This window comes from Mycobacterium sp. HM-7 (genome assembly GCF_053852335.1).
Window position 1 is genome coordinate 4,724,199 of the sequence record NZ_CM132657.1, and the last position, 12,158, is coordinate 4,736,356.

Annotated in this window: 10 protein-coding genes; 3 read left to right on the plus strand and 7 right to left on the minus strand. The window is 67.4% G+C overall.

Going from position 1 to position 12,158, the window contains the following annotated elements:
• Positions 1-10: 10 nt before the first annotated feature.
• Both ACWW1C_RS22760 and ACWW1C_RS22765 read left to right on the plus strand, forming a co-directional pair.
• Complete coding sequence (locus tag ACWW1C_RS22760; protein ID WP_455980384.1) at positions 11-769, plus strand: DeoR/GlpR family DNA-binding transcription regulator; 759 nt, start codon at positions 11-13, stop codon at positions 767-769.
• 170 nt (positions 770-939) lie between these two features.
• On the plus strand, positions 940-2,178 hold the full coding sequence (locus ACWW1C_RS22765) for a DUF222 domain-containing protein (RefSeq protein WP_455980385.1): 1,239 nt from the start codon (positions 940-942) through the stop codon (positions 2,176-2,178).
• 62 nt (positions 2,179-2,240) lie between these two features.
• On the opposite strand, the gene glmS is transcribed toward ACWW1C_RS22765, so the two are convergent.
• Complete coding sequence (glmS, locus tag ACWW1C_RS22770) at positions 2,241-4,109, minus strand: glutamine--fructose-6-phosphate transaminase (isomerizing) (RefSeq protein WP_455980386.1); 1,869 nt, start codon at positions 4,107-4,109, stop codon at positions 2,241-2,243.
• Positions 4,110-4,194: 85 nt separating this feature from the next.
• Here glmS and ACWW1C_RS22775 point away from each other — a divergent pair, with 85 nt between their 5' ends.
• Positions 4,195-5,046 (plus strand): dienelactone hydrolase family protein, encoded by an 852-nt coding sequence (locus ACWW1C_RS22775; protein WP_455980387.1) that lies wholly within the window; start codon positions 4,195-4,197, stop codon positions 5,044-5,046.
• Here ACWW1C_RS22775 and ACWW1C_RS22780 read toward each other — a convergent pair.
• From ACWW1C_RS22780 to ACWW1C_RS22805, 6 genes are all read right to left on the minus strand, one after another.
• Positions 5,043-5,300, minus strand: coding sequence for a DUF7218 family protein (locus ACWW1C_RS22780; protein WP_455984398.1), 258 nt, complete (start codon positions 5,298-5,300; stop codon positions 5,043-5,045). The genes ACWW1C_RS22775 and ACWW1C_RS22780 overlap by 4 nt on opposite strands.
• Positions 5,301-5,374: 74 nt before the next feature.
• The gene (locus ACWW1C_RS22785) at positions 5,375-6,748 is read right to left on the minus strand and encodes a hypothetical protein (RefSeq protein WP_455980388.1); all 1,374 of its coding nucleotides are present in this window, start codon (positions 6,746-6,748) and stop codon (positions 5,375-5,377) included.
• Between the two features lie 2 nt (positions 6,749-6,750).
• Positions 6,751-7,047, minus strand: a complete 297-nt coding sequence (locus ACWW1C_RS22790; RefSeq protein ID WP_455980389.1) for a type VII secretion target — start codon at positions 7,045-7,047, stop codon at positions 6,751-6,753.
• A 76-nt stretch (positions 7,048-7,123) separates the two neighbouring features.
• A complete protein-coding gene (locus ACWW1C_RS22795; protein ID WP_455980390.1) occupies positions 7,124-8,977 on the minus strand; it encodes a putative nucleotidyltransferase substrate binding domain-containing protein in 1,854 nt (617 codons plus the stop codon).
• A gap of 19 nt (positions 8,978-8,996) precedes the next feature.
• Complete coding sequence (locus ACWW1C_RS22800) at positions 8,997-10,583, minus strand: GMC family oxidoreductase (RefSeq protein WP_455980391.1); 1,587 nt, start codon at positions 10,581-10,583, stop codon at positions 8,997-8,999.
• 51 nt (positions 10,584-10,634) lie between these two features.
• Entirely contained in the window at positions 10,635-12,155 is a 1,521-nt protein-coding gene (locus tag ACWW1C_RS22805; protein WP_455980392.1) for an APC family permease, read from the minus strand.
• Positions 12,156-12,158 lie beyond the last annotated feature (3 nt).

Consider the following 12,158-nt stretch of genomic DNA (forward strand, 5'->3'; position numbering starts at 1 on the left):
AATGTCATCCGTGGATTCAGACAGCCGCCAGCGCCGCATCGTCGAGTTCGCCCGCACCCGCGGGCGGGTCGAGGTGCTGGCCCTGGCCGAAGAACTGAACGTGGCGTCGGAGACCATCCGCCGCGACCTGAAGGTGCTGGCCGGACGGCGCATGCTCAAACGGGTCCACGGCGGAGCCATACCGCTGGAGACCGCAGCGTTCGAATCGACGGTGGAGTACCGGAGCCAGATCGACCTGGCCCAGAAACACCGGGTCGCGGCCGCGGCCGCCGATCTGCTCCACGGAGCCGAAACCGTTTATCTGGATGAGGGTTTCACCCCGCGACTGATCGCCGAGCGGCTGGCGGACCAGGAGCTGACTGTGGTGACGTCGTCGCTGTTGGCCGCCGAAGCACTCGCCCACAGCGAGACCGTGACGGTGTTGTTGCTCGGCGGACGAATGCGCGGACGAACCCTGGCCACGGTCGACAACTGGGCAGTGGAGCGATTACGCAGCCTGGTCATCGACGTCGCCTACCTCGGCACCAACGGCATCACCCCCGAGCACGGGCTGACCACCCCGGATCCCGCTGTGGCGGCGGTCAAGCAGACGGCCGTTTCAGTCGCGATGCGCCGCATCCTGGTGGCCGCGCACTCCAAGTTCGGTGTCACCAGCTTCTGCCGGTTCGCCGACGTCGGCGATTTCGAAACCATCGTGACCGGCACCGAGTTGCCCGCCGCAGACGCACACCGTTACGAAGCCTTGGGGCCGTCGATCGTGCGTGCCTGAGCATCGCAACCGAACCGCAGGCGACCGAATGGACACCGTCGGACCGGACGGCCGCTACCGAGCCCGCGGGCAGGACTGCCTCCACCAAGATCGCCCAACCTGTCACCGATGTGCTCATCTGGGGCCGAAAAATTGGTTGCGATTCGAACATTTGTTCGATACAATGTGTTATGGGAATCGCACCGGATCTCCACCCCCTTCTCGACCGCCTGCGTGACGTCGTCGTCCCCGATGACATCGACGGGAACGACGCCGTGGAAGCGACGAAGTGTGTGATGACGCTGCGGAATGTGGTCGATCATCTGGCGGCGGTGCTGACCGGAGTTCTGGACCGCAGTGGTGTTGCAGCGGCGCAGGGCCGCACGGTGCGGGAGCTGTTGATTTCGTTGGGGTGTGCACCGTCGGTGGCTGACCGGCTGGTGCGTGTCAGTGGCGCGCTGCCGTTATTGCCGACCCTGGCGGCGCATGCCGGCGATGGGGTGGTCTCCGGTGAGCATGTCGATGCGATCGTGAAGGGCATCAACCACATTCAGGCGCGTGCACCAGGTCCGGTCAGCGAGGAGGCCAGGTTCGCGCAGGTGACGGATTTGTTGGGGCAGTTCTTCTCAGGTGCCACTCCGGCCGCGATCGGTGACCGAGCCCGGCGCCTGGGCAACCGGCACGCGGCCGCCGAGGGTGGGTTGCCGGCGGCGGAGGACCGCTCGATCAACACCCTCGATCACCGCGTCACCAGTGACGGCCGCCTGCAGGTGCGGGCCGATCTGGATGCCGAAGTGGGCGCCAAGTTGGTGGCCGCGGTCGAAGAGCTGTCGGCGCCGCGCCCCGAACCGGACGGCACCCCCGACACCAGGTTGGCTTCCCGGCGGCGGGCCGACGCCCTCGAAACCGTGTTGGACATCGCCGCCCGCGGCGGTGACATCGCCTCCGCTCCGCGGACCCAGCTGTTGGTGACGGTGCCCGCCGACACCCCGGACCTCGCTCAGTTGGAGTTCATGGGGTCGATCAGCACCATGACCCTGGAGCGGTTGACCTGCGACACCGCGGTGACAACGGTGATCGTGGACGGCGAGCAGGTACCCCTCGATATGGGCCGGGACAAGCGCCTGTTCCCGGCGCCTCTGCGTAAAGCCCTGTACCTGCGGGATCAGTGCTGCATCAAATGCGGCGCCCCACCCGGGCGTACCCACGCCCACCACATCGTGCACTGGACCCACCACGGCGAAACATCACTGGCCAACGGATGCCTACTGTGCCCGGCCTGCCACGCCAACGTCCACCACGACGGCTGGGACGTCGTCATGGGCCTGGACAAACACCCCTGGCTCATCCCACCCGCGACCGTCGACCCACAGCGACAACCCATCCCCGCCTACAACCGCCGCACCATGCGACTGGACGTAGCTGCCTAGCGCGCAGCCTGAAAGCGTTGTGCACCTTGACAACTCAACAGTGACGGCGCCGATTCGGCGACCTACTCGACAGTGACCGACTTCGCCAGGTTGCGCGGCTTGTCCACGTCGTAACCCCGCTCGCGAGCGACCGACGCCGCGAACACCTGCAGCGGGATGGTCGACAGCAGGGGCTGGAACAGCGTCGAGGTCGACGGCAGCTCGAAGATGTAGTCCGCGTACGGCCGCACCGTCTCGTCGCCCTCCTCGGCGATCACGATGGTGACCGCGCCGCGGGCCTGAATCTCGCGGATGTTGCTCAGCAGCTTGGCGTGCAGCATCGACGAGCCCTTGGGCGACGGCATCACCACGATCACCGGCAGATCGTCGTCGATCAGCGCGATGGGGCCGTGCTTGAGCTCGCCGGCGGCAAAGCCCTCGGCGTGCATGTACGCCAGTTCCTTGAGCTTGAGCGCACCCTCGAGGGCCACCGGGTAGCCGACGTGCCGGCCGAGGAACAGGATGGTCGGCGACTGCGCGAACTGCCGACCCAGATCGGCGATCGGCTGCAGCCGCTCGAGCACCTGCTCGACCAACGCCGGCATGGACTCCAGCTCGCGGTACTCGCGGGCCACCTCATCGGGGTACTTGGTGCCGCGGGCCTGCGCCAGCGCCAGGCCGACCAGGTAGTTCGCGGCGACCTGCGCCAGGAAGGTCTTGGTGGCGGCGACGCCGATCTCCGGCCCGGCCCGGGTGTAGAGAACGGCGTCGGCCTCGCGCGGAATCTGCGAGCCGTTGGTGTTGCAGATGGCCAGCACCTTGGCCTTCTGGCCCTTGGCGTGCCGGACGGCCTCCAGGGTGTCGGCGGTCTCGCCGGACTGCGAGATGGCGATCACCAGGGTGCTGCGGTCCAGCACGGGGTCGCGGTACCGGAACTCACTGGCCAACTCGACCTCGACCGGCAGCCGGGTCCAGTGCTCGATGGCGTACTTGGCGAGCAGGCCGGAGTGGTACGCGGTGCCGCAGGCGACGATGAAGACCTTGTCGACGTCGCGCAGCTCCTGGTCGGACAGCCGCTGCTCGTCGAGCACGATCTTGCCGTCGATGAAGTGACCGAGCAGGGTGTCGGAGACGGCCGTGGGCTGCTCGGCGATCTCCTTGTACATGAAGTAGTCGTAGCCACCCTTTTCGGCAGCCGACAGGTCCCAGTCGATGTGAAAAGGACGAGCGCGGTCGGACGCGTCGTTGCCGTCGAAGTCCAGCACCTGGTAGCTGTCCGCGGTGATCACCACGGCCTGGTCCTGCCCGAGCTCGACGGCGTCGCGGGTGTATTCGATGAACGCCGCGACGTCGGAGCCGATGAACATCTCACCGTCGCCGACACCGACCACCAGGGGAGTGGACCGGCGGGCCGCGATGATGGTGCCAGGGTCGTCGGCGTTGGTGAACACCAGCGTGAAGTGACCTTCGAGCCGGCGCAGCACCGCGAGCACCGACGCGACGAAGTCGCCGGCCGTCGGCCCGCTCCGGTAGGCCTGCGCCACCAGGTGGACGGCGACCTCGGAGTCGGTGTCGCTCTGGAATTCAACGCCGTCAGCTTCCAGCTCGGCGCGCAGTCCCGCGAAGTTCTCGATGATGCCGTTGTGGACCACCGCGAGCTTGCCGCTGGCATCGCTGTGCGGATGCGCGTTGCGGTCGGTCGGGCGGCCATGGGTCGCCCAGCGGGTGTGCCCCATGCCGGTGGTGCCGCCGAGATCGGCGGGGTCGGTCTCGGCCAGCGCCTCTTCCAGATTGGCGAGGCGGCCGGCGCGCCGCCGGATGGTCAGGCCCCCGTGGCCATCGGCCAGCGCGACGCCGGAGGAGTCGTAGCCGCGGTATTCCATCCGTCGCAGCGCGTCGACCACGATGTCGCGGGCGGGACGTTGCCCGACATAGCCGACGATTCCACACATGGTTATCCAGGGTAGTGCAGCCGCCCGAGTGCCGGACCGTGCATGCGTGACGCACAAACCAGGGCCACTGCGCTAACGTCATCGCGTGGCCAAGACGAAGAAGCTCTTCGGCGCCCTGACGCGCCGCGGCCCGCACCGCGTTCTGCGCGGTGACCTGGGTTTTGCCGGTCTGCCGGGCACTGTTTACACCCCGGAGTCGGGGCTGAATCTGCCCGGCGTGGCATTCGGCCACGACTGGTTGCAGGGTGTCGGACGTTACAACGGCATGCTTGAGCATCTGGCCTCGTGGGGCATCGTCGCCGCCGCGCCCAACACCGAGACCGGCATCGCGCCGTCGGTGCTGAACCTGGCGTTCGACCTGGGCACCACCCTCGACATCATCACCGGAGTACGGCTGGGTCCCGGCAAGATCAGCGTCCACCCGACCAAGCTGGGACTGGTCGGGCACGGTTTCGGTGCGTCCGCCGCGATCTTCACCGCCGCTGGTCTGGGGTCGTCGGCCAACCCGCTCAAGGCCGTCGCCGCGGTGTTCCCGACCGCCAGCAAGCCCGACGCCGATCAGCCCGCGGCCGGTCTGCGCGTCCCGGGCCTGATTCTGAACGCGCCGGGCGCCGAGGTGACCATCCAGTCCAACGCCACCGAGCTGGCCGCCGCGTGGCGGACGGCCACGGTGCGGACCGTCGACAAGGCCGTCCCGGGCGGGCTGGCCGAGGGCTTCCGGCTGTCCAAACTGGTGGGGATGCCCGGAGCGGATCGCCGCACCCAGAAGACGGTGCGGGCCCTGCTGACCGGCTACCTGCTGTTCCAGCTGACGGGCGACAAGGCGTACAAGGATTTCGCCGACGCCGACGTAGTGCTGCCGAAAACCACCGTCGCCGATCCCGACGCCGAGAGCCCGGCCCTCGAAGACAAGGTCGCCGCCCTGCTGAAGGGCTAGTGGTTGCGCAGCGCGCTGATCAGTTCCCGCTTCTTCAGCGACGAGTACCCCGTCAGCCCCAGCTCTTTGGCGCGCTTTTTCAGATCCTGCACCGTCCAGTCGTCATACGAACCGGACTTTCCGCCTTTGCGGCCGACCGATGAACCGCCGCGTGCGGCCGCAGCATTCGAAATTCGCGCTGCTTTTTCTTTCGAATCACCCTGCTTGCGCAGTTCTTCGTACATCTTCTCGTTCTTGATCGAGGAATTGGGCACGGCCATGGCTCCTTCGCTGTGAATTGCACAGGCAGAATGCCCTGGCCGCATGCGATTGAAACGCCGGACGAGTTTCACTCCCCCACTTGTGGCAACTCGTCAGCGGCGATCTCACACGGTGTCTTGGCCGTCGGGTTCTCCTGTCCGGCAACAGGTTCCGGAGGCAAGGAGACCGGCGCCGGAGGTGGGGTGGGCGCCGGCGTTGGCTGCTCCGGATCGGCCTGGGGTTGTGCGACAGCCGGATCGCCCGCTTCTGCGGCTACCTCGCCGGCGCTTTCGTCTTCTGCTTCGACCTCATCTTCGGCTTCCTCGTCGGCCTCGTCTTCTGCTTTGTCCTCGTCCTCGTGGTCCTCGTCCTCGTGGTCCTCGTCGAGGACGCCGTCATCGCTGTCGGCGGTCCCGTCCTCGATGCCGTCGAGCCCGTCCAGTCCGGACGCGCCGGGCGACAGACCGGCCATCGAACCCAGCGCTCCCCCGACGGCGTCGGCCAGCTGCTGGCCCAAACCGCCCACAGTCGAACCCAATCCGGGATCCCCGGCCAGGCCGGCCGCGGCGGGGGTCGCCGCGGCGGCCCCGAGAGCCGGCTCGGGAACTCCGGACGTACCCATCGAGGGAGCCGCAACGGGTTCGGCCGGCGGGGGCGGCGTGGCCGGCGCGGGTGGAGCCGACGGCGCCCAACTCGCCGCGTTGCCCAATGTCCCGAGCGGCGCTGCCGCAGCGGCCTGATATGCCGGAGGGCCGGCGCTGAAAGACGCCGCCGGAGGCGCCCATCCCGGTGTCATCACGAATGGCACGGCGAACGACACCCCCGCCGGGGTGACCGTCGCGATCGCCGAACCATACGCAGCCGCAACAACATCGGAGGCCTCCTCCAGCGTGGGCACCAGGTCCCCGGACACCACCTGCAGAACGAAAGGCTTCACCTGCTGATCGACGATCTCGCTGGCGGCCGCGACGTCGCCGGCCCCGCCGAGGACCGCGCGGGCTGCCGCGCTCCACTGGTCGCGGTGCGCGGCGGCTTGCGCATCGGCCCGCAGCACCGCGTCGACCTTGGTGTCCACGGCGCGCCACAATTCGTCCCGCAGCGTCGTCAGCGCCTGTGCGCTGCGTTGCAGATGTGCGACCACGTCCTCAGCGGCGACCGTCAGGGTGCGCAGAAACCCTGCGGCGCCGTCCCCACCCATACCGGACCACTGCGACGCCAGCTCCCGATATCCGTTGCCCTGCAACCGTAAAGCGTCGTGCCCGGCGACCACCGCGGCGTCGAGCGAGCGGGCATCGGCGGACAGCGCGGCAAGGTCCAAGCCGCTCTCGGCGCGATACAACTCGGGCAACGACGCGGCAGACGGCAAGCCCAGCACCTGGCACGCCGCCACGTACTCGTCGAGGACCGTCAGCGCCCGGTCACCCTCCGAGAGCCGCCCGGCGACATCGAACGCAGCTGCCATCATCAGACCAACCGGCCGGCAAGATCGGCGTCGGCGTCCTCGTAGCGCGCCGACGAAACCCGCAATGCCGCTGCGGCTTCCGTCGACGCGGACGCCCACGCGCGAAGCTGGTCGGCCGACTGGTCCAGCGCGGCGCGCAAGGCGGCGGCGCGGGCCGCGTGGTCACGGCCGCCACAGAACCCGTCGAAGTACCACCGCAACAGCGGCGCCACCGCCAGGGCGTCGGCGACCGATTCACACCGCTGCGCGATGTCCCGCACCGCCGAGGGGTCTATCCGAGCGGCATCACGTTCTCCCATGACTTGCTATGACGCACAGCAGGGCCGTTCGGTTCCATCGAAGTCGAAAAAGCGGTGGATTGCCGGTCGAGCGAACTCAGCGCAGCCCGGGATGCGTTCCCGATTGCCGCGCCCGCCGCTGTACCGCGGCGATCTCGCGCAACCCGTCACCCAGCAGGCTCCGGTTGAGTGGCGAGAGGTCACCGACGGTGACGACGTCGTTCGGCGTGCGACCGTCGGCGATCAGCTCGACCTGGTGCGCCAACCGGATTCGCTGCAGCATGACGAAAACCTCTGTGAGAGTTCGAGAATCCCGTTCCGTCAGCGCGCCTGTGCTGGCTGCCGCGGCAAGCCGCGCCGGAGTCGACGCCGAGGTCACGTCGGCCGTGAGGCCACCCCACCGGGCCAGATTGACGATCGGCGTCACCGCATGCGTCTTCAGGTCGAAGGTGCCACCGCGCCGCGCCAGCACATCACGCAGCGACCAGGTGCGCACCTTGCCGGACAGCGCGTCCAGCAGCTGCAGGCGTAAGGCGTTCGGATGTTCGTCACGCATCCTGCGGAACACCGTGGGTACGGTGTGCAACGCCCGGTTGCCCCACACGACGCGGCCGTCGATCAGCAGCGAGGACAGGATCAAACCCTTGCCGCGCAACGGGTCGTCAAGCCAGCCTTCGGCGGCCTGCACCCAGTCCGTGGCCGAGCGCCCGAAAGCCTGGTGCGACGCGACCGCACCGTTGCTGTCCGCCGGCAGACCACAACCGTCGAGGATGGCGTGCGCACGGGCCGCGATGGCCCGCAATTGCGCGCATTCGGTATCACAGCTGTCAGCCCAACTGAGCGCACTGTCCACATCGGAGGACGGCATGGCCTCCCGGCGGGCGATGCTGCCCAGAGTGAGCCACGCGAACTGGTCCTGTGTCGGCCCGGGGCCGGCTTCGGCCAGGGCGAGTTCCAATGCCTTACGTACCAACGCGTCCAGCACGATCGATGCAATGCTGCTCGCGGCCGACGCCTTCGTCCCGGTACGAAACAGATCGACCGCGATGTGGGTCACCTCGCGGCCATGGCGTTGGAGCGCAGCGGCATCGGGCGCCTGCGCGATCGCCCGGCGCAGCACGAAGCTCTGGCGAGCCGACGCGGCCAGCAGGTCGACGTCCTCCAGGACGCCCAGCACCTCACCGCGTGGCGACAGCACCGGCATGTGGCGCATGCCGCTCTCCAGCATGTCCAACAGCACGGTCTCGGCGGTTCGATCGGCGGTCACCGTCTGGGCGGGCGCACTCATCACCTCGGTGATCGGGGCATCGACGGGCAGCCCTGCCGCGACCACGCGAGTCCGCAGGTCACGATCGGTGAAGATGCCGATACCGCCGTCGCGCAGCCGGATCAGCGCGTAGGACACCCGCTGATCGCTCATCTGCACGACAGCGTCGCGCACCGAGACGCCGGGGTCGACGATCAGCACGTCGCCCCGCACCAACTCGCTGACCGATCGCGAATCGGCGGCGAGGGCCGCCGGTGCGTGCGGCGCCGGCGAGGCGGACGAGGCCAGAAACCGGAGTCCCGCGGGCTTGGCGAACTGCGCGCGGACCAGTTCGCCACGAAGTCGCAACGTGGTGGTGGATTCCGTTGCGCGGGCGAGGAATTCGACACCGCCACCGGTCAGCATCGGAACATAGCCGAAGATGCCGCCCGGCTCGATGGTGTCGAACACCTGCCCACCGCCCGCCCCGCCGGCCTCCTGCAGGTTTACCGAGCCGGTCAGGACCATCCAGATGTCATCGGGCACGTGGCGGGAGAAGTCTGCGATGACCACCCCGGTCGAGTGCGGTTCCAGGGTCGACTGCGCCACCAACTCGAGCAACTCGGCGTCACCGGCCGTCTGGAACGGCGGATGCGCGCGGAGGAAATCCACCAGCTCCACAGCCGATGCGGGAGATGCGGTCACCCCGCCATCGTGCCCCAACTCAGGTCGTACGAAGCAGATCGACGCATTTCTCCGCCATGGTCATCACGGTGATGTTCGGATTCACCACCGGCAGCTTCGGCATCGCCGAGGCATCGACCACCCGCAGCCGGCGCACACCCTTGACGCGCAACTGGGGGTCGAGCACCGCCATCGGATCGTCCACCGCACCCATGCGCGCGGTCCCGGCCGGGTGGTACACGGTGTTGTGCGTCTTGTAGATGTACGCGAGCAGCTCCTCGTCGGTCTGCACATCCGGTCCGGGCGCGAGCTCGCGGCCAATCCACTCCTGCAGCGGTTCCTGCTCGGCGATCTTGCGGGCCAGCCTGATACCGGCCAGCATCACCTTTTCATCGTGACCTTCCGGGTCGGTGAAGTAGCGCGGGTCGACCTTCGCCCGGTCCCGGAAGTCCCGCGAGGCCAGCCGGACGGTTCCACGTGAACGCCCTTGTGTCACATTGGGAGTCAGACAGAATCCGTTGTCGGTGGTGGGGTAACCGTGCCGCAGCGTATTCATGTCGAACGGGACGCTGCCGTAATGCATCATCAGGTCGGAGTGATCGGCGTTGTCGCCGGCGACCTCGGTGGTGGCGAACAGCCCGATCTCCCACCACTGCGTGGAATCGGTGACCATCGGCTTGGCCGCCTGCCAGAACACCAGGCCCTCGACGTGGTCGTCTAGGTTCTCGCCGACACCGGGCGAGTCGACCCGCACCGGCACCCCGACCTCGTTCAGGTGGTCCGCCGGCCCGATTCCGGAGAGCATCAGCAGCTTCGGGGTATCGATGGCCCCGGCCGTGACCACGACCTCGCGGGTCGCGTTCACCACGTCGTAGCCGGTGAGGTCAGGGCGCTGATACCGCACGCCCGTCGCGACCGGCTCGTCCCCGGAGTCGTCGAACAGGACCTCGGCCACCCAGCAGTTGGTCAGCACCGTGAGGTTGGGCCGCGACTCCAGGATGGGGTGCAGGTACGCGTGCGAGCTGGACATCCTCTCGCCGGCCTCGTTGGCGTTGATCTGCAGCCAGCCGGCCGCATTGAGGGTCCAGTCGCCACGGTTGAACTGCACGGTCTCCAGGCCGACTTTGGCCGCGGAGTCGATCACCGCCTGGCCGCACGGGTCGTTCGGCGGCACGTCGCGAAGGCGGACCGGTCCCGAATCCCCGTGCGGTACACCCTGATACGTGCCGGTGGCGGTGTTGTTCTCCACCTTGGCCGTAAATGGCAGTACGTCCTGCGGTCCCCACCCGGTGGCGCCCATCGCCTCCCAGTCCCGCAGCCCCTGCGCCAGCGGCCAGAACGCGATGCAGGAGTTGTGCGACGAACATCCGCCGAGCACCTTCGCCCGCGCGTGCCGCATGAAGCTGTTGCCCTTCTCCTGCGGTTCCACCGGGTAGTCCCAGTCGTAGCCGGAGTCGAGGAGGTGCATCCACTCCGACAACTCCAGGATGTTGCGGTCACCCACATCCGACGGCCCGGCCTCCAGCAGACACACGCTGACATTCGGGTCCTCGGACAAGCGCGCCGCGACGATACAGCCGGCAGTGCCGCCGCCGGCGATCACGTAATCGTAGGTGTCATCGGACATGTGCGAACTCCTCGAAAAGTGGTCAGGCTGAAGAGAATCAGGAAGAGCGGGTCACTCGGCGGTGAATGCCGAGTGGGAGGCAAGTGTGCCAATGTGCTTGCGGCCCTTGACGAAATACCAAAGCAAGCCCAGCCCGAGGATGACGCCGATGTAGACGAACGCGCCCCAGGTGTTGTACCACGGGTCACCGTAGATGGCGACGCGCGGCCAGGCCAGGTTGATCGCCATGCCGACGCCCCACACCACCGCGAAGATGTTGACCGGCAGGCCCCACTTGCCCATCGTGAAGTAGCCACCCTCCGCGAGGTCCTTCGGCGGCCACTCTCCCCGTAGCCGCTTCTTGAGCAGTGGGCCCGTGACCATCAGGTAGGCCAGGTAGATCATGATGATCGCGATCGAGGTCAGCACGGTGAAAACCTTTGGCTGCCCGAGATTGATCACGAGGATCAGGGCCGCGATGATGCCGATGACGACGGCCGGCACGATGGGCGCCTGAGTCTTGGGGTGCACCTTGGCGAGCTTCTCACCGAACGGCAGCGCGTTGTCGCGCGCCATCGCGAACGTCAGCCGGATTGCCGCGGTGTGCACCGCCAGCGAACACACCGTCACCGCAACCACGATGCACACCAGGAAGATGGTGCCGAGCGGTCCCCACATCACCTTCTCGACGATGGACTGCAGGCTGCCGTCGGGACTGCCCAGGGCCGGGTCGTTCAGATCCGGGGTGGCCATGATGGCGCCCGCCAGGATTGCACCGCCGATCACGAACGAGGCCAGGATCGCGCGGAGGATGGCCTTGGGCGCGGTGCGCCGGGGTTCGACCGTTTCCTCGCCGAGCGAGCTTGCCGTGTCGAACCCGTACATCACGTACAGCGACGCCACCGAGGCCACCAGAAAGGCGCCGAAATATCCGCCGGGCAGCCCGGCGCCGTGGCCCTGGGTGTCGAAGAACACGCTCGGCCCGCGCTTGATGTTGAACAACAGGATGACCGCGATGAGCACGGCCGCAATGAGTTCGATGAATACGCCGGCGCTGTTGATCATCGCCATCAGCCGCACCCCGAAGGCATTGATGACGGTCGTGAACGCGATGAGGACGGTACCTAGCAGGATCGCGTTGCCGGCGAAGTCATAGGGCCCGGTGCCGTCGCCGATGATCTGGAATCCGTGCCAGAGCCGCGGCAGGTTCAACTGCAGGGCCAACACCACCGCCGACAGTGTGACGATGGAGGCCGTCAGCATCAGCCATCCCGAACTCCAGCCCACGATGCGACTGCCCAGCTTCTTCGACCAGTTGTAGACCGAACCCGCGACGGGATACTTCGCGGCGAGTTCCATGAAACACAATGCGACTGCCATCTGCCCGATGAAGACCATGGGCCACGACCACAGATAAGCCGGGCCGCCGTTGCCGTAGCCGACATAGAACAGCTGGAAGGTACCGGTCAGGATCGAGATGTAGCTGACCCCGGCCGCGAAGCTCGCGAATTTTCCGATACTGCGGTCCAGTGATTCCTTGTAGCCGAAATCTTCGAGTCCGCCGCTGTCGGTGTCAGTGAGGTTCTGAGTCATGAA